The following is a 19402-nucleotide window of genomic DNA, read 5'->3' as shown; positions in this document are numbered from 1 at the left end:
CTGTATGAGTGTGTTTTCAAACTGCACTTTTATTGACAACTCCAGAATGTATTATGAGGTCGAGTCACTTGATCAATTGCAATATGATTTCATAGAGTTTGAAGGTATTGAAGAAACAGTAAACCTGACGTTTAGGTGGATTAGTTTGAGTGAAATCAACCAAGTAAAGCTGTATCCTAAGGCGTTACATCAGTTATTGACCGAAATGCCTGCAGATTTCAGGCACTTAATGAATTTTGATGATTAAACTTATTGGATATGATAATTGAATCCGTAGTCTAAAACCTCCTACTAGAAGCAAACTAGAACTAATTGCTCTAATAGGAGGTTTTGGTTATGATGTTAAGCGAACTTTGGCTTCTTTATGAAGCGGACAAGCGAATTCAAGGGTTTAGTCCAAATACATTAAAAGCATATGCTTTGCAGCTCAAGATGCTGGTTACTGATCTCGGGGATATTGATATTTCTGAGATCACTCTGAATCTGCTAAAAGAATACCTAGCTAAGCAGTCCGAACGGTTGAAACCAAGTAGCTTAGGGCACCGCATTCGTTTTGTACGTTCCATATTCCGGTTTGCATATGAGGAAACCTATTTACCTACCAACCCTTCGCTCAAACTACGTGAGCCCAAAATGGCTAAACGTATTCCTAAGTTTTTGGTGGAAGAAGATATCATTCATCTGAAGATCTCATGTCAAACACATAGAGAAAGAGCGCTACTTGAGTTTCTCTACAGCACAGGCTGTCGTATTGGAGAAGTCGAGAAGTTAAACATTGAGGATCTGAATTGGGAGAACTGCTCTGCCATTGTAAATGGGAAGGGGTCAAAGCAGAGAGAAGTTTACTTCACCACTGAGTGTAAGGTATGGTTGAAGAAGTACTTAGCTAATCGTGAGGACTCGTGCAAAGCCCTATTTGTAACGGATACAAAACCAATTAAGCGCATGGCTATTCCAACACTCAGGTGGGCATTAAAACGGCTAGCAGATCGCGGAGAGATCGAGGCAAATGTATAACCCCCATCGCTTTCGTCATACCTACGCGTGCCAACTCCTAGATAACGGAGCCCCGTTAGATTTTATTCAAGGCATGCTAGGACATGAAAAAGCATCCACCACCCAAATATATGCTCAACTGCGTGGTGAACGCCGGAGAGAACTTTATCGTCGGTTCTTTTAGCGTCATTTTGTTTTGGAGTAGCGATGAAAGTTCAATTATTAAAAAGGAGACAGAGAGCTTGGGGAGCAAATTGACGCCTAAACAACAAAAACGACAGCAAGAGCATGAAATTATCGACGAGTATCACAAATTGGTAACTGAAGAAGCTCTGGAACCATTATACCAATCTTTTTTGGAATGGAAATCAGGGTCAATACCGTATTTCGAACTAACTGAGTTAATCCATCAATTCCATAAGAAGAATCAGGAGATCTACAGAGATTTTTCATACTCCGAGCACAAAGAACTCCTTCTGCTGGCTAAAATGAAATTGGGCCGATTAACCGAAAAAGATAATTATAGATAACAAGTGGTTATTGGAACGTTGGGGGTATGAGGATAGGACATAAGCCACAGCATGACCTCCGTTGGCCATAAACGCTAATACGTGACAAATATCGGGGGGCTGCCTCCTTGGGTCCATTATGCTAAAGGGCAGGATTGCTTAGTGATTACCCGGAAACAGCATTATAATGATGGGGTACTAGTAACCAGACAAGAGGTGGTTTAATGTCCGAATATTCTCAAATACAAACTTATATCAAGAGTAACCCGGAAAATTTCAAAGACGTTATAAAGCATTTTGCTGAAGTGCTAAACTCTCTGGGACTTGATTCTAAATACTTCACAACTGATCAGGAATGGGAACTCTTACACATTCTGTGGGTTGGTGGTGACGCGGAAGAACAATTATTTAATAATAATGGGTACCACCTTCATATTCGTCCATATGTGACGAGCTGGACTCCTAAGGAAAGCAAAGAACTTCAAGACACTTGGCTAGAAGTTAGCTTACTGTTCTTGACAGTAGAAATTGAAAATCCAATGGGACAACTTAAAGATGAACACAAACCCCTCGTATGGGCAATGATGGAAAAGTTCTCAAGGGAATTTAAAGAAAGCGCAGTGTATTTCACAAACGAAGTTACAGACGGAAGACCTTGGGAAGGATTACTATCTAGTGATAAAGAAGGCATATGGGGATTTGATGCAGCCATTCTGCCTGAATTTTTGTCTCATATATATAAGGATTATCCTACTGAAATGTTCATTAACAATAATGCAAACACAATTTTTGTTGCCAGGAAGTCTATCTGGAGGACTGAGCCTTGGTTGACAATTGATTAAGTTATCGGCGAACGTTAGTTCAACTACCGATTGCTGGATCCAGAAATCGATGGAATAGTAAACAAGAGCATATCAAAGAAAAAATAAGCTCGTCCTGCCTGGATTTCGAGCTTATTTTTTCAAGTTCCACGGAGGGCCAATCGGCCGCCAGGAGTAAATTTGGACAGATCCGTGGCTTGCGTTTTTTCGCTATATGAGCTTGCGCGACTGCTTTTAGACGATATGTAAACTTCAAAGGAATTATATGGTAAAATACTCCTTTGAACGATGGTAAGCCGATGTATAAGGAGATGAGTATTAACTAATGATTACAAGCCTTGGTATCTTAGTTTATGTATTCATTGTATCTATTCTGATTTACAGAATAGTAAAGGGTCGGGCTACAAAATATTATGTGGAGTCAATAGGTTTGACACTAATTTCAGGTATCTTATTAGATGTATTGGAGCTTGATCTGATTACTAAAATTACTTTGTGGACGATTCCAGCTATACTGTTATTCATTTTGATTATTTCACGATCAAGAATGCGGTGAACTCTAACAGTGTCCAATAAGGAGGATATGTAAACTTCTATCGGATAATTATCATTCATATGTTATTGGTTACAGTTCCATATTGTGGGATTATTGATGTATGTAAATATGGGAGGGATCGTAGTGATTCGGGAAGCGACCGCAAATGACTCTGGTGTACTTGCAAATTTCTATAAATTACTAGCACCTGCAAGCAAAAATATAAATGTTTTGCCTGAAAGAATTGAACAGATTAAAAAAGATGAGAACAACTTTTTGTTTGTTTATGAACAAGATGGAGAAATATTAGGGACTATATTTCTAACACTTTGTCTTGACCCTGCCTATGAGTTCAGACCATATGGTGTTGTTGAATACGTCTTTGTAACTGAGGAAGCACGCGGTCGAGGAATTGGAAAAGCATTATTAAATTATGTGGATGAGGTATGTGTTTCTAGACATTGTACGAGAATTTGTTTAATGAGTAGTGTCCAGAGAACAGATGCACATCGCTTTTTCGAAAACGGCGGTTATAACGGAACGATAAGTAAGGCATTTAAAAAATATATAAGAGTTAGACCGGTCACTTGGTGAGATTTAATTGCGTCCGACTTCGTAGAATATGTAAACAACAGGCCGTGTCTGGGACAGATCCCGGGCACGGCCTGTTGGGGTTACAGCGGCAAACTTAATATAACCGTCGAAATCGGACGCATCATATTGCTGTGGAGCCTTTAAAACGGCGCCGTGCTTTTCTCATGGCAACGCGGTCATAGGGGAGCTGGCGTAGGCCAGTTATCCGGATTAGAGGCAATCATCGACTGCTCAATAATATACCTTAGGGCCTCGGACTGGTTCATGTCCTGGTCGTATTGAACTTGCTGAATAAATGCCCAGGCTTCCTCCGTTAAGGTTAGGGACACTTTCTTGGTCAACCCCAACGACGGTCGGCCCATCTTCTTAGACTTTACTTATTTTATTGAGTTTGAGGGTTTGGCGACTCAAAAAGCCGCGTGAAATAAAGAAATCCAGTCTAATACTTTATTTCTGATGACATTTTTTTTGTTGTCTGAGAATAAAGTTGTTTATTTTATAATAATGTCGTTTAAAAATGGAAAATACGTACAGTCTAGTATTGCGCCTGCGCATAAAAAATGCGTCAAATTGCTTATGGCAAAATTAACACCACAAGATAATCGGGACGCAAGATTCACCCACTAGCATTAAAGGTTAAAAGCAGGTAATGTAACGAGAAGATAGTTTTAGGCCGCGCCTGTTTGACAATTGATCTAATTATGAATATGATGTGAGTATTACGAGTAAGGGGATGCTTTTATGTCCGGAATGGTTCTTAACTAATCAGTTTCATAGCTAATCGTTACGCTTAAACGACACGCTACAGGTCTGTCCATTTATAGGGATCTGACATTCGTGACGGTAACGGTATGGCAATGATGGTTAAGAACATCGGGAATCCTTACGCCGTTTCATAGGTCTATCCTTTGGCGAATGAAAACCGTGCTCTTGCAGCACGTTTTTTTTTACCCTTTTTTGGGTAATCGTTTTATCGCCAAATGGAGTAGTCTGTTTTATGAGGGCAGAAGATGAACGTCATGTTCATTTTCTGCCTTTTTTTGTTTTCTACTGCGTAAAAACATTAGGGAGGTATCGAAAAACATGAATTTTGATGTGACGAATCGTTTGGAGTATGAAGCAGTTAAGGAGCGGTTAATGCAATTCGCGGTCTCATATCTGGGCAAAAAGCGTATCAGGCAGATGCAGCCGTTGACAGATATAAACGTAATCAGGCATCTGTTGTCCGAAGCGGAAGAGGCAAGAGAGATCATCCGGTATGGGGCAAGCGTTCCGATCCCCGCGCTCGAAGGGTTGGAGCAGTTGACTAACAGCCTGGGAAAAGGGCTGCTCTTGACGATGGAGGAGCTAGGACTGATCGGAAGGTTGCTGGAAAGCACAGAGCAGCTCAAGCGATTCATGACCAAGAAGGAAACCTTAGCGCCTGTGGTAAGCTCCTACGCGCTTTCGCTGCATGAGTTAAAGGAGCTGAAGAGTGAGATCGTACGCTGTATCCGGCATGGGCAGTTGACAGATCAAGCAAGTCCGGAGCTCGGCAAGATTCGGAAAAAAATCGTAATCACCGAGGAACGCATCAAGAAGAAGCTCGAAGGTACAATGCAGAAATACCGTTCCTATTTGCAGGAGTACATCGTCAGTATGCGTGGAGACCGTTATGTGCTGCCTGTGAAGAAAGAACATCGTAAACTCATTGCGGGCGTGGTGTTGGATGAATCGGCCAGCGGGCAGACGGTATTCATCGAGCCGGCGGATATCACCTCATTGACCTTCGAGCTGAGCGGACACCGGGCCGAAGAAGCCAGAGAAGAGATGAAGGTGCTTGGGCACCTGACTGAATTGACGGAAACGTATAGCGGAGAGCTTTCGATCAATCTGGAGACGATTGGGCATTACGATTTTCTGTTTGCCAAGGCGAAATATGCGCTAGCTCTGGGCGGCCGTTCTGTCCACTTGAATCAAGACGGAATCATCCGTATCGAAGCCGGTAAACACCCGCTGCTTGGCGATCGATCGGTGCCGCTCGATTTCCAGATCGGGGAAGGGTACCGTACCTTGATCATCACCGGTCCTAATACGGGAGGCAAAACCGTCGCTTTAAAAACCGTAGGATTACTGACGATGATGGTTCAATCCGGGTTGTTGATCCCGGTAGAAGAGGGCAGCCAGTTCGCGGTATATACGGACATTCTGGCGGACATCGGCGACGGGCAAAGCTTGGAGCATTCGCTTAGCACCTTTTCTTCGCATATCACAAATGTTATCCGTATTTTGGACGCGGCAGGTCCGGCATCCTTGATTTTGCTCGATGAACTGGCCACCGGCACAGACCCGGGAGAAGGGATTGGGCTTTCGATAGCGGTATTGGAGGAGCTGCATAAGCGCGGATCGACCGTAGTGGCAACGACGCATTTTAACGAAATTAAGCAATTTGCCGAGGCGGCAACCGGATTTCAGAACGCCAGCATGGCCTTCGATTTGGAGACGCTGCAGCCGCTGTACCGGCTAACCATTGGCGCAGCCGGGAGCAGCTATGCTTTCCAAATTGCGCTCAAGCTCGGCATTCCGGAGAAGATCATTGAGCGTTCGAAAGCGATAACTTACAGCCATGCCAATGGAGAAGGTAAAACGCTGGTATCTATTGAAAAAGCAGTTGTACCGCAAACGGAGGATGTGGAGAGAGACATATCTCCTCCTAAAACTGAGCATGCCGGAACGTCGAAACGGGTACACCCGCCGGGACTTCAACCGGCCTTTGAAATCGGAGATTGCGTTTGGATTCATTCTCTCAAGCGAACCGGAATCGTTTGCAGCTTACCTGACGACAGGGGCAATGTCACGGTGCTGATCCAAAAAGTGAAGGTGAAGCTCAACCGGAAACGTCTGTCGCTTTATATCGAGAAAAAGCAGCTATATCCCGAAATCTACGATATGGATCATGTGTTCGAATCGAAGGAGGTACGCAAAAAACGAAAGCTTATGAACAAACGGCACGTGCCGGGGAACATCATTATCAAGCCTTCAGAGGAATGAGAAGCAAGTCCTCGTAGTAAAGACAATTGATCTTTGGTTTAATCGAGGCAGCAATCCAGTGTGATAGAATGGCCGGGGCCAGGTTCTTTGCCGTAATCCCGCGCGGCTTTAACGGGAACTTAACGAAATAACTAGGGAGCAGATGGCGGCGGCGACTGCTCCTTGGCCGCGTTGAGCTAAAGGGCAGCATTGCGTGACAAGACAATCACGCATCGTTCATTAACGCTTACTATAAGTCCTTACGTCCAAAAGAAGGTCCGAATACGCTGAAATATGCAGTTACTCAAACAATAGTCGATTATGCGGTGAATCAGACCGATTGTCACCTCGTTCTATGTAATTCTAATCTTGCAGGAAACAGTCGTATGGACGTACTGGACTATTTTCGAAGAAAAGGGTTTATAACCAGTCTGGTCTATTTAGATATTCCAGATGACGTGCTTTATTTACGGATAACAGAAAGCCAGCGTAGCAAAGACATTTTTCGGAGTGCTTCAACGTTCGAGGATGTGCTTGCTCGACAACAAAAGAGCGAAGCATCGGCTCCAAAAATAAGCGAAGCTGACCACCTCTTTGTAGTCAGCCGTAATGAAGAAGACGTACCGATGGTTATTAAGAAGAGTACGGAAATCACAGAACTTATGTAGGTTTTAAAGCTATACATTTTTTGTTCAAGAAATTATTCAACTAACTAAAAAATGTTAGAGGAATAACCTGAGAGCAGACCGCCGGGGCAGCTGTTCCCAGGTGTCGTTGAAGTAACGGGAGTTTAACGCAAAACAGGAGGCTATCGTAATTTAGCAGCCGCTCTCTAATGGTAGTTGGAATTGTGCGGAGGTCAGATAGATGCAATAATGGATGCAAAGTTAATAGGACGTAGGAGAACGTGTCGAATATGGACAAGGAGAAAAAGGCTCTGGAGAAAGCGACGGTGTTTGAAACAGGCGAGATCATAACAGCGAAAGTGTACAAGGTCAGCCCGGAGCAGAAAGAGGAACTCGATCGTTTGTCAGCAGAGAGACACGAAAAGTTACTCCAAAATGCAATACCGAAGATCCGGGCGCGGTACGAGCAGTTGGTCAAGCTCCGGCAACAACAGAAGGTAGATGACGGTGGCAAGTCGTCCGAGTGATTAAGCAATTGGGATACGATGCGCAATAATCTGGCGGCAGATCGGCACACTAAAGGGCAGTTTAACACAGCAAATATTACGCTACCGAACAACATCCTACGAGTTATGACTAGACTAATTGCCATCCCCTAAGGGGCTCTTTTTTATTTAATCTTTTTTCTTGACCTTTACATTAATGTAAAGCTTTATAATAAAGCTAACGTTCCCAATCAATGAGGTGATCGTTTTGAAGATCGGAAAGGTAAGAAAAATAACTGGCGTTAGTGCCCGTTCGATTCGTTATTATGAGGAGAAAGGATTGATCAAGGCATCTCGTCAAGGAAATAATTACAGGGAATATGACGAAAAGGTGATCGATTCCATAAACGAAATTCAACTTTATCTAGGTTTAGGGCTGACAACGGAGCAAATTCGAGACATCATCTTCTGCAAATATCCTGAGCATCAGGAGCATAAAGATAAGGGCGTCTATTGTGAGGAATTACTGCTTATGTATCAGTCGAAAATGCATGAGATCAACCAACAAATAGCTGCTTTAACTGAAGCGAAGTTCAATTTGGCTGAGAAAATCAATCAGATGGTACAAAAACGAGAGGAAGAAATTGAATGACTATATTAGTTGCAGGGGCAACAGGAACCGTAGGGCGGCACGTCGTGGACCAACTTATTCAAAGGGGGCTGAAGGTACGTGCATTGACACGTAATCCGCTGCAAGCCAATCTTCCTAATGATGTAGAGGTTGTCGCGGGAGATTTAAGTGATCCAAGTACGCTAGTTTCTGCGTTGGTTGGAATAAGCGGCATGCATTTGATTACAACAGGCGCCGAATATACCCCGTTACAAACGGGACAAGAAATCGTTGAACTTGCTGAGAAGGCTGGGGTGTGCAGAGTTACCGTATTATGGAACGGAGAGAAAGGTCCTATTGAGAAGGCAGTTGAGGCTAGTGGTCTGGAATGGACTCAACTTCAAGCCTTTGAATTTATGGCTAATGCACGGAAATGGGCGAACTCTATACGCTCTGAGGGGGTTGTTCGAGATCTGTTTGGAGGATCACGAATTGCTTCTGTTCATGAAGCCGATATTGGAAGAGTCGCAGCGGCTGCACTAACTGAGGAAGGTCATGCAGGTAAAATATACACATTAACAGGGCCTGAGAGTTTGTCGGTTCAAGATAAAGTTCGGATAATTAGTGAGGTTATTGGACGTGAAATTCAATTTATCGAAAACACTGAAGAAGAAGAACGTGAACAGATGAGGAAAATGGGTGTTCAGGAGGATGCAATAGATTACGTGATTAGTTGGCACCTTAATCCGCCTAAATCTGCTTTTACCATTTTGTCGACAGTTGAGGAAGTAACAGGACACAAACCGTATACTTTCGCAGAGTGGGTTAAGGAGAATGCAGGATTTTTTATCAATTCGGATAACGCTTGAATCTATTATTTTATTAGACAGACGTGCCAGAGCACATCGCTGGCATCGATACGGTCAACGATTCATTCGTACAAGGGGGAGAAGCTCGAACTGTTAAGCTATCTGGGAACGATAGCGTAATAACCAGGGAGCATATTGCCTCGGCAGTTGCTCATTGGCCGCGTTGAACTAAAATGGAGATTAACCTAAAGAATCCTTTTCCCATATTGGGGAATATCGGTGATTAAATATGCCGTCAAAGGAGTGGTTTACGTGTTTTTGCGCCGAATATTTATTTGTTTAGCTTTCGCCAGGATACCATAGCCCGGGAGGATAGTATAACGACCTCATAATTTGCATGCACGACGCAAATAGGCTATACTTGACAGAATAAAGTAATTGATTAGTCACTAACTATAGGGAGTGTTGGGGTTTATGGCAAAGGATGAAAAAAGCAGCGTGAATCGCAAAGCCGAAATCATCTCGGCAGCGATTGAGGTATTTGCGGAAACGGGTTATTATCGCGCGACGACGGCGCAGGTTGCAGAACGGGCTAAAATTTCTCAACCATACGTGTTTCGTTTTTTTGCAACGAAGGAAGCGCTGCTACTTAGCGCATTAGAGATTTCTTGGGAAAGGATCCAACAATCCTTTAGAATGGTCGTGGAAAGCGCAGCAACCCCTGAGCAACTAGAGGGCGATCTGATTGAGGCATATAAGGAAATCCTAGTCTCCCATATGAATGAAACATATTTGCAAATGCAAGCGCAGACGATGCGTGAGGAGTCGATTCGGGAAGTGATGCGCGACGGTTTTCGGGAAGTGCGTCAAATCGTGTTGAGTGCTTTTCGTGAGAAGGGTCTGCAGAATCCAGAGGATCGGACTTTTATGTTTCTTGCCAGGGGGATGTTGTGCAATATTTCGTGGGCACTTGATATGCCGGAGCTCATCGAACGGGAAGCTTAATATGGCGAAAGCCATAATTTGAAAATTAGTTATTGACCAATCACTAACGAGCTGTTATATTGTATTTAATGGTAAGTGATTGATCAATTACAATACTTAAACGGGAGTTGGAGAATGATGAAAAAAGCGATTGTTATTGGGGCTACAGGTGGCACAGGCGCGGTTATTGTATCTGAACTTGTAAAACGGGGAGTGCCGACGATTGCCTTCGGACGGTCTCGCCAAAAGCTAGAGGAACTTGCTAACCAGTTAGGCAGCCCTGCTCACTTATTGCTTGCAATCGGGGATGCATTCCGGACGGATGATATTGCGGCCGCGGCAAAGGATGTGGATGTACTATTCCATTGCGCGAACGTCCCTTACAACGAGATGGCGAGCAAGCTGATTCCTCTCGGTGAATCTATAATGGAAGCGGCCGACCGATTGAGTTTGAAGGTAGTCGTCATTGATGGAATTTACCCCTATGGACGGAGACAAATGGAAAGCGTGACTGAAGATCATCCTAAGCAGCCTCATACGAAGAAGGGAAAAGTGCGGCTTGCCTTTGAGCAGATGATCTTTAGCAGCAGATGGAGTAAGGCACGCCCAATGATTGTACGCCTTCCGGATTATTATGGACCAACCGCCAACCAAGCTTCATATTTAGGTGGAACGCTCGAAGCAATTGCAGCTGGGAAAATGGCCTTTTTCGTAGGGAATATGAAAACCCCGCGTGAATATGTGTATCTGCCTGACGCGGCAATGATGATTGTGGAGCTTGCGGGACGTGAGCAGGCTTATGGGCAGAACTGGAATATCCCTGGTTCGGACATTATCTCAGGCCGTGAGATTGTCCGTATTGCTCAACAGGCAAGCGGCACTAATAAGCCCGTTATTGCCCTTGGGAAGGTTGGATTATCGCTGCTTGGATTATTCGTTCCCGTCATGAAAGAGGTTGTGGAAATGCTATACTTAACGGAAGAACCGCTGCGCTTAAGTGGGGAGAAGTATCGGAGCCATATCGGGGCTATTCCAGCAACCAGACCTGAGGTTGGTATTACGGCGACCATTCGAGAATTGCAGAAAAAGAAGTGATATTATAATATCCAGTAATTGATTGATCACTAAATTATTAATAGATAAGGAGTTACATTGTTATGACAGTAATGGCTCAATCGTTAAAGGCAATACCTGGGGCAATGCCCTATCGATGGTGGGCACTGATTGCACTGGCATTGGCGCAATTCTTGGTTGTGCTAGACGCTTCCATCGTGAATATCGCGCTTCCAGCGATAGGCTCCGAACTCCACTTGGGAACCAGTATGTTGGGCTGGGTTATTACGGCTTATGTGTTGCCGTTTGGCGGACTGCTTCTACTAGGTGGCAGGCTGTCTGACCGGTTTGGGCATCGGAGATTGTTTATTGCCGGTGTTGCCGGCTTCTCCATCGCTTCGGCGGCCGCGGGAGTGTCTATATCTGGAGAGTGGTTGTTAGTGGCCAGGGCGGTTCAAGGCACCTCTGCCGCCCTTCTGGCACCGGCCGCACTTGCTCTCCTAACCAAACTGTTCGCAGATCCGCAGAACCGGGCGAAAGCACTGGGCATCTGGGGGGCAGTCGCAGGTATCGGAAGCGCGGCGGGTGTTTTATTAGGCGGTGTTCTAACCTCCTCCTTAGGTTGGTCATCGGTATTCTTTGTGAATGTTCCCATCGGTGTTCTGATCATCGCAACAGTGCCCTTCTTAATCCCTAAAGATGCTCCTAGCGAACGCACTGGCTTGGATATGACGGGGGCAGCAGCGGTGACCGCGGGCATAACAGCACTGGTCGCTGCACTCTCCGGAACGGAACGCGTCGGTTGGTCATCGCCGCAGACGCTGATATTAGTGAGCGTGGCTGTTATTCTATTCTCTTCGTTCATCTTCTTGGAAAAACGGGTTGCAAATCCCCTCATGCCGCTGTCCATCTTCCGCAATCGATGGGTGACTGGCGGCAATCTGTCGATGTTCCTCATAGGCGGTGCGACTACGGCATTATTCTTTGCACTCTCCGTTTATATGCAACAGGTATTGCACTATGACGCGATGAAAGCAGGGCTTACTCAGCTTCCAATGGCAGGTGCTTTGGTTGCAATTGCAGGCGTTGTCCCTGCAATAGTTAAAGCATTCGGAACACGTCGCCCACTGGCTGCATCTCTAGTTTTGCTGGCAGCAGGCCTCATATGGCTTTCTTTTGCGCCAAGCAATGCTGCATTCGCTATTCACTTGCTTGGTCCTACCATACTGATTGGAGTCGGACTGGGCGGCGCATTCGTTTCTGGAACGGAGGCTGCGGTACACGGAGTAGCCGATGACGAAGCAGGGCTTGCAAGCGGCTTAGTGAATACGAGCCAACAAATCGGCGGGGCAATTGGCATCGCGGTTTTAACAGCTTTATCCTCGGCCAGGACAGAAAGCCTGCTTGAGCAAGGTGTTTCGCAACCGCAAGCGTTAACGAGTGGCTTTGCTTGGGTGTTCCTGGGTGCTGCCGCATTGGCGATCCTGGGTGCAAGCGTTGTTCTCACCGTAATTCCGGCCCTAAAGAAGCAGTAATATGGACAATAATGCTTCACAACCTAATCAACCCATAATGTTATGTAATGGATTGATCAATAAATATAAGGAGTCGGAATATGCGACTATGGACATGGAAAGGTAAAGCCGGAATCGCCGGTTATGCAGTGGTCATTCTGTTGGTTAGCATCGTTCTCACGTATTTTTGGCAAATGCGAATGCAAAAACCGTTTGAAGCCAATATGGCTGCTATGCAACATATGAGCGGCATGAACGGGCATGAACATGGAACCATGCATGATGCTGCTACCATAGGATGCGAAGCGATTACCGAGAAAGCTGGTAATGAGCCTGTACGTGAGTATCAGCTAACAGCCGCACAACACGAAAATCAATTAGATAATGGGCAAACCGAGCAGGTGTGGGCATTCAATGGACTTACGCCCGGGCCGGAAATTCGAGTGACAGAGGGAGAAAGAGTACGTATCGTGCTGAATAATACAGACATAAAGGAAGGGGTCACTATCCACTGGCATGGGATCATTCTTCCCTGTTCGCAGGATGGCGTAGCCGGCGTAACGCAGGAAGCGGTAAAGCCCGGTGAGCAGTTTACGTATGAATTTATTGCCGATCATCCGGGTACCTACTGGTACCATTCCCATCAAGCCAGCTCGGTACAGGTCGAAAAGGGCTTGCTAGGAAAGCTCATAATCGAGCCTCTGAAGAAACGCTTTGAGTACGAAATAGAGGAGGCTCTTCTTATCCAGCAATTGAACGAAACATGGCTCATGAACGGTTCAACCAAAGGCGTGAATATTCAGGTAAGTCCCGGAAAAACGGTTCGACTACGAATGATCAATGCGGCGAACGAGACGGAAACGATAAGCGTGAATGGGGCAGATTACCGTATTATCGCAATGGATGGCCATGACCTTCATGAGCCTGGGATGCTGGAAAATGTTCAATTCCAAATAGCGGCGGGGCAACGCTACGATCTACTGTTACAGATGCCACAAGAAGGCAAGGTGACCGTCGCAAACGATTCAGGTTTGAGAGCAGTACTGGGAGCAGGGAGCGATCCTAAGCCCCGTTCTGATTACTCGCTGTTCGACTGGACGAATTATGGAGCACCAGACCCACTTGCCCCTGTCGGGAACCTGATCATCGATAAGAGCTATACACTCGATCTTGGTCAAAAGTTGTTCGTCAAATCGATTAACGGCAAGAGCTTTCATGAAATCCCCCCGATCGTTGTGAGAGAAGGCCAGCGTGTGAAGCTCACGATTATCAACAATGGGGGAGGCGATCATCCTTTTCATCTGCATGGGCACGTTTTTCAGGTATTAAGCCGAAATGGCCACCCGCTGACCGGTAGCCCTGTTATTCTAGATACGCTGGCAACGCACGAAGGCGAATCCTATGAGGTATATGTGAAGGCGGATAACCCAGGCTTGTGGATGATGCATTGCCACAATCTGAGGCATTCCTCCATGGGGATGAGTATGATGTTCAATTATGAAGGTATCTCAACGCCATACCGAGTGGGGACAAAATCAGGGAATTTACCGGATTTATAAGGTGGAGCATCAACTCTAATAACCAGTACAATAAACTAGCGGGAATCAAAGGCGGTCGGCGCTGTTCGCCCCTGGCGGCGGGGACGGCTTCGCTCGGTCTACCGGCTGCACGAAGTGGAAATCGAAGTGATATAACCGCTCCGACGATAGTCGGAGAATTCCCGCCGTCATACCGTTAATTTAGCGAAAGTCTACGGAACTGAACGAGAAAAAGCATAATTGGCTTTTTTTTGGTGGGCATCAATTGTTGGAAGGTAGGGCAGCTGTTATACTGAGGAGTAAATCGAATCCTACTCTCCATCGGATCAGGGAGCCTATAGCATGAAACAGATAGATGCATTTGATCGACCCTTTGATAGTTTCGACACGTTAGCCGACCGGATCGGTGAGGCGCTCCGCTGCCCGGTAACGATTGAAAACGCTAACCATCAGCTGATCGCCTACAGCTCTCACAAGGTGCCCGCCGACCCCGCCCGTACGGCAACGATAATCAGCCGGCGCGTGCCGGAGCAAGTCGTTAGCTCCTTGTGGAAGAACGGGATACTGCGGATGCTGATGGATAGCGATCAGCCGGTGAGGGTGCCGGCGATTTCCGACGTCGGATTGGGCGACCGGGTTGTCGTGGCCATTCGGCATCACAACGAGGTGCTTGGCTATATTTGGGCCTTGGAGGACGAGGAGCGTCTGGATGAACAGGGACTGATGACGCTGCGTCAAGCGGCTCGGGCTTCCCGTGATCTCATGCTGCAATTGCAACTGCAGCGAAGCAAGGAAGAAGCCGGCAAGCAAAATTTATTTTGGCAACTGCTCACCGGGAACAGGATGACTGCGGACGAGATCAAACGAAAAGCCGCCGAGCTGGGGATCGACCTCCCTCGAGCTTATCAGGTGATCGTGCTTCAATTCGGATCGGACATTGTCCTCAACGAGTATCGGCAAATCCAGTATATGCTGACCGCAGCGGCGGGCATGTCCGTTAAGCTCCAGGTACGGGATGCGCGCCATCTCATTGTGCTAGCGGGTACTCCTTCCGGGCAGCCGGACAACAAGGCCTCCGGCGCATTCGTCCGCTCGTTCATCCGGCAGTGGAGCGAGCGAATGGGAGGTGCGGCGGTCGACGGCGCCGGCGGGCTTTTCTATGACGATTATACGCTGGTTGAGCGAAGCTATCGGGAAGCTCTTCAGGTGCTGAGCTTGAAGCGTGATTTTCCGCAAGCCTTATCGGACGCGGTCAGCTACGGCGCTCTTGGCTTTTACCGCTTTTTGCCGCTTATGGATCAGGCGGGGAATGCAGCGATGGAGGAGCCAGGCGTTATCCATAAGCTGCTCAAATATGACCAGGAGCATGGAAGCTGCCTGCTGCAGACGCTGCGGGTCTACCTGGAGCAGGACAGCCATGTCAAGGATACCGCCGACGCGCTGCACATCCATACGAATACGCTTACCTATCGGCTGAAGCGAATTGCCGAGGTTGGAGGCATTGATTTGAACAGCATGGATCAGAAGGTGGATGTATACCTCCAGCTTAAGCTGATGACGATAACGCGAAGCGTTTGTTGATTTTAACCAAAGCGCTGCCGATTTTTCTGAGTTTTGCACAATGTGGCGGCGTAAACTCCCCTCTATACTTGTATCAAACATAGCGGGGGGAATCTTAATGAAAATCGGCATACCTAAAGAAATCAAAAATAACGAAACACGAGTGGCGCTGACTCCAGAAGGCGTCAAGCAGCTCACAAGCGAAGGGCATCGGGTTGCGGTGCAGCAGGGAGCCGGCAGCGGAGCGGGCTTCGCGGATGATGAATATCGCGAAGCGGGGGCTCTTCTACTGGAGGACGCGTCTGAAGTTTGGGCGTTCGCGGAGTTGGTTATGAAAGTGAAGGAGCCGCTGCCCGTAGAGTATATGTATTTTCGCGAAAACCTCATGCTGTTCTGTTACTTGCACCTGGCTGCGGATCCCGAGCTGGCTCTTGCGCTTGTGAAGCATAAGGTGACTGCCATCGCTTATGAGACGGTGGAGGTGAATCGGACCTATCCGCTGCTTGCACCCATGAGTGAAATCGCCGGAAGAATGGCCGTACAGCTCGGGGCGCGATTGCTGGAGAAGCCGCAAGGCGGCAAAGGACTGCTACTCAGCGGGGTTCCGGGCGTCGGACGGGGCAGGGTGACCATTATCGGCGGAGGGGTGGTCGGAAGCAACGCGGCGAAGCTGGCGATCGGCATGGGGGCCGATGTCACCGTGATTGAGCGCGACCCGCAGCGGCTCCGTTATTTGGACGATCTGTACGGAGGCTTGCTGCACACGCGCTTGTCCGGCGAGACGGCTATTGCCGAAGCGGTGATGCAATCCGATCTGGTGATCGGCGCCGTTCTCGTGCCCGGGGCCAAAGCGCCTGTCCTGGTTAAGGAGCAAACGGTTTGCCAAATGGCGCCGGGGTCCGTTGTAGTCGACGTGGCGATCGACCAAGGGGGCATATTCGAGACGGTGGACCGCGTGACCACTCATGATGATCCGTATTATGTGAAGCATGGGGTTTCCCATTATGCCGTCCCCAACATCCCGGGCTCGGTGCCAAGAACGGCAACGCTCGCTTTAGCTTATACAACGCTTCCCTATGTATTGAAGCTGGCTTCCCTTGGCATGCAACGCGCGGTAAGCGAGGATGCGGCCTTGGCGCTTGGAGTAAACACCGCACGGGGAGCGATCACCCAGCCGGCAGCCGCACGCGATCTCGGATACGAGCATGTCCCTGTAGCTGATGCATTGGCCGCAGTTGTGTAGGCTGGAGGCGAGAATGAACAGCTGTAGACAAACATGGGCCGAGGTAGATCTGAAAGCGGTTAAGGCCAACGCCGCCTTCTTCCGTCAATCGGTCCTCGCTTCCTCCTGCCGACTGATGGCAGTAGTCAAGGCTGATGGATACGGTCATGGTGCCGTAGAGGTTGCCCTGGCCGTTCTGGAGTCGGGCGCCGACTGCTTAGGGGTCGCCTTCGCCGATGAAGCGGTGGCGCTTAGGCAAGCCGGTATCGGGCACCCCATTCTTGTGCTGGGGTATACGCCCCCGCAAGCCGTAGAGGTCGCCGTAAGGCATCGAATCGCACTAACCGTGTTCTCGGAGCAGGTGCTGGAAGCGGTGATCGAGATCGCTGAGCGGCTGCGGTGCCGAACCCCCATTCACATCAAGATCGACACCGGACTCGGGAGGCTTGGGGTGACCGGCCGCGAGGAAGCGGCCTCCCTTATCAGAAAAGCACAGCAATCGCTCTATGTCGAAGTTGAAGGGATTTTCACGCACTTCGCCGAAGCCGATAGTGAGGACCCGGCTTATACGGAGCACCAATATAACCGGTTTATTTCGATATGCGGACATTTGGAGGACGAAGGCCTGCGGATTCCGTTGAAGCATTGCTGTAATACGGCTGCCGCTCTGCGGCATCCCCATTATCATCTCGATATGGTACGGATCGGCATCGGTCTGTACGGTCTCCAACCGGCTCAAGGTGCCTCCGACGGCTCTTCTCCGCTTCAACCGGCCATGCAGCTCAAGACGAGAATCGCTTCCTTGAAGCGCATTGGGATTGGGGAGTGGGTCAGCTACGGACGTACTTTCCGGGCTGAGCGAAGCACGTTGGCCGCCATCCTTCCGATCGGTTATGCCGACGGGGTGCCCAGGCTTATTTCCAACCGGGGTCAGGTGCTGGTCTGCGGCATTAGAGTCCCCGTCATCGGTCGCGTATGCATGGATCAGATGGCGGTGGATGTTACGGAGCTTCCATCTGTGAGCGTAGGGGACGAAGCGATTGTTTTTGGCGGCGAGCAAGGGATCGGAGCAGATGAAACGGCGGCATGGGCGCAGACGATTCACTACGAGCTTGTATGCGGTATAGGCAAAAGAGTGCCGCGCGAGTATATCCGCTAGGTTGGACGGGGGGATGAGGTTGAATGACGCCAGACATGGTAAATGATTGGGACAAGGCGGTTTCCGGGCTAGGATTCAGCGGTGTCCTACTGGCTGCGGAACGGGGAGAAATCCGTTACATGAAAGCATTCGGCTTGGCTAGCTATGAGCGGGGGGAGCCCTGCCGGACGGATACAGGATTTCTTGTCGCATCGATTACGAAGCCGTTCACTGCACTCGGGATTCTGCTGCTACAGCAGCAAGGAAAGCTAGAACTAACCGATCCTGCCTCAGCCTACCTGCCCACATTGATTCGTGACGAGCGGATTACCATCCACCACCTGTTAACCCATACGTCCGGACTTCCGGACTTCGAATCGCTTCCCTTATTTTTTGAACGATTCGGTCATGTGTCCTATCCCCGGGAGCACATATTCAAGCTGTTAGAAGACGTGCCGCTCGAATTTGCTCCTGGAACCGATTGGAGCTATAGCAATACGGGCTATAACGCACTGGGGCTGCTGATCGACCAGGTTGCAGGCACGTCCTATGAAGCATTTATTCACAATCAAGTGCTGGAGCCCTTAGGCATGAGCAATACAGGCTTCGTCGGTTCCGGGTTACCGATTCCGGGACTGGCTGAAGGCTATTCGTGCCGGGAAGGGGAGAAGGTTAGAGTCCCTTTTTTTGAACCCGGCAATTTCCGCGCATCGGGAAACCTGTATACCACTGCGGGGGATATTAACAAGCTGGCGTCCGCCTTTATGGGGATTAGCACTTCCATAGTATCGAAGGAACTAACGGAGCGAATGCTCACCCGGCATGTATGGGCTAAAAACCGGCATTACGGTTACGGGCTTTCCCTTTACGAAAAGAGCTGGGGTCACGGCGGAACGCTTCCTGGATGCCGCTGCGTTTGGAGGGTGTATCCCGAGCGCCAACGGACAGTGATCATGCTCGGAAACAGCGATGCCGTTGCCGCTGGGGATTTGCTTCGAATTCTCGAAACATGAGATTGTCAGTCTACGGAACAACAAGTTTTGCTATTCCGTTTAATAGCCCCATTATTATGAAATAGCGGAACGCGTTGTTCCGTTATTTCCGTTTGAGCCACTAAAACTGGAAAAATCGACGAATAAAGGAACTACTTGTTCCGCCATTTCTGTAAAGAACTTCTAGAAGTAGGGGGGATCTCCATTTAGCGAAGCTAGGTGCAGTGTCGTTCAAGGGGCGGTTAAAATCAACGAAACTAAGCTTCTTGACTCTAATGATCGAGTGAAGATTCAAAGTGGGGACATTATTCAGGCAGGCAAGAGGAGGTTCGCAAAATGGTTGTTGGCTAGCTTTGTTGGGATGTTGGCTTCCTGAGAACATGCCGAGAAGTCACAGAGAAATAATC

General features: G+C 48.1%; 18 protein-coding genes. All 18 read left to right on the top strand.

Translation table 11 applies throughout. The features are described 5' to 3' along the window. Window positions 1–336 precede the first annotated feature (336 nt). Complete coding sequence (locus tag RAC89_RS28665) at window positions 337–1017, top strand: tyrosine-type recombinase/integrase (RefSeq protein WP_373430077.1); 681 nt, start codon at window positions 337–339, stop codon at window positions 1015–1017. Then, window positions 1010–1180 (top strand): tyrosine-type recombinase/integrase, encoded by a 171-nt coding sequence (locus RAC89_RS31805; protein ID WP_373430076.1) that lies wholly within the window; start codon window positions 1010–1012, stop codon window positions 1178–1180. Before RAC89_RS28665 ends, RAC89_RS31805 begins: the two co-directional genes overlap by 8 nt. Further along, window positions 1101–1526, top strand: coding sequence for a hypothetical protein (locus RAC89_RS28660; protein ID WP_306617921.1), 426 nt, complete (start codon window positions 1101–1103; stop codon window positions 1524–1526). The genes RAC89_RS31805 and RAC89_RS28660 overlap by 80 nt, the downstream gene beginning before the upstream one ends. A 203-nt stretch (window positions 1527–1729) precedes the next feature. Then, window positions 1730–2347, top strand: coding sequence for a hypothetical protein (locus RAC89_RS28655; RefSeq protein ID WP_306617103.1), 618 nt, complete (start codon window positions 1730–1732; stop codon window positions 2345–2347). Between the two features lie 658 nt (window positions 2348–3005). Then, a complete protein-coding gene (locus RAC89_RS28650; protein ID WP_306617102.1) occupies window positions 3006–3455 on the top strand; it encodes a GNAT family N-acetyltransferase in 450 nt (149 codons plus the stop codon). Window positions 3456–4538: 1083 nt separating this feature from the next. Continuing rightward, window positions 4539–6485 (top strand): endonuclease MutS2, encoded by a 1947-nt coding sequence (locus RAC89_RS28645; RefSeq protein WP_306617101.1) that lies wholly within the window; start codon window positions 4539–4541, stop codon window positions 6483–6485. Between the two features lie 365 nt (window positions 6486–6850). Continuing rightward, window positions 6851–7132, top strand: a complete 282-nt coding sequence (locus RAC89_RS28640; RefSeq protein ID WP_306617100.1) for a hypothetical protein — start codon at window positions 6851–6853, stop codon at window positions 7130–7132. A gap of 248 nt (window positions 7133–7380) precedes the next feature. Then, entirely contained in the window at window positions 7381–7617 is a 237-nt protein-coding gene (locus tag RAC89_RS28635) for a hypothetical protein (RefSeq protein ID WP_306617099.1), read from the top strand. Window positions 7618–7843: 226 nt separating this feature from the next. Beyond that, on the top strand, window positions 7844–8227 hold the full coding sequence (locus RAC89_RS28630) for a MerR family transcriptional regulator (protein WP_306617098.1): 384 nt from the start codon (window positions 7844–7846) through the stop codon (window positions 8225–8227). Then, on the top strand, window positions 8224–9054 hold the full coding sequence (locus tag RAC89_RS28625; RefSeq protein WP_306617097.1) for an NmrA family NAD(P)-binding protein: 831 nt from the start codon (window positions 8224–8226) through the stop codon (window positions 9052–9054). The genes RAC89_RS28630 and RAC89_RS28625 overlap by 4 nt, the downstream gene beginning before the upstream one ends. Window positions 9055–9468: 414 nt before the next feature. Further along, window positions 9469–9999, top strand: coding sequence for a TetR/AcrR family transcriptional regulator (locus RAC89_RS28620; protein WP_306617096.1), 531 nt, complete (start codon window positions 9469–9471; stop codon window positions 9997–9999). A 117-nt stretch (window positions 10000–10116) separates the two neighbouring features. Then, window positions 10117–11073 (top strand): SDR family NAD(P)-dependent oxidoreductase, encoded by a 957-nt coding sequence (locus RAC89_RS28615; protein WP_306617838.1) that lies wholly within the window; start codon window positions 10117–10119, stop codon window positions 11071–11073. Between the two features lie 62 nt (window positions 11074–11135). Continuing rightward, on the top strand, window positions 11136–12566 hold the full coding sequence (locus RAC89_RS28610; RefSeq protein ID WP_306617095.1) for a DHA2 family efflux MFS transporter permease subunit: 1431 nt from the start codon (window positions 11136–11138) through the stop codon (window positions 12564–12566). An 80-nt stretch (window positions 12567–12646) separates the two neighbouring features. Beyond that, window positions 12647–14104, top strand: a complete 1458-nt coding sequence (locus RAC89_RS28605) for a multicopper oxidase family protein (protein ID WP_306617094.1) — start codon at window positions 12647–12649, stop codon at window positions 14102–14104. A gap of 321 nt (window positions 14105–14425) precedes the next feature. Continuing rightward, on the top strand, window positions 14426–15664 hold the full coding sequence (locus tag RAC89_RS28600; protein WP_306617093.1) for a PucR family transcriptional regulator: 1239 nt from the start codon (window positions 14426–14428) through the stop codon (window positions 15662–15664). 97 nt (window positions 15665–15761) lie between these two features. Then, window positions 15762–16886: an alanine dehydrogenase gene (gene ald, locus RAC89_RS28595; protein WP_306617092.1), complete on the top strand. Its 1125-nt coding sequence runs from the start codon at window positions 15762–15764 to the stop codon at window positions 16884–16886. 13 nt (window positions 16887–16899) lie between these two features. Further along, window positions 16900–18024 carry an alanine racemase gene (alr, locus tag RAC89_RS28590; protein WP_306617091.1) on the top strand — a complete coding sequence of 375 codons (1125 nt, stop codon included), beginning with the start codon at window positions 16900–16902 and terminating at the stop codon, window positions 18022–18024. Between the two features lie 23 nt (window positions 18025–18047). Beyond that, complete coding sequence (locus tag RAC89_RS28585; protein ID WP_306617090.1) at window positions 18048–19016, top strand: serine hydrolase domain-containing protein; 969 nt, start codon at window positions 18048–18050, stop codon at window positions 19014–19016. The last annotated feature ends 386 nt before the right edge of the window (window positions 19017–19402 follow it).

It is taken from the genome of Paenibacillus sp. GD4, assembly GCF_030846225.1.
GTDB classification, from domain to species: Bacteria; Bacillota; Bacilli; order Paenibacillales; family NBRC-103111; genus Paenibacillus_G; species Paenibacillus_G silviterrae.
Note: the sequence above shows the minus strand (reverse complement) of the source record. Positions and strands in the feature narration are given on the sequence as shown.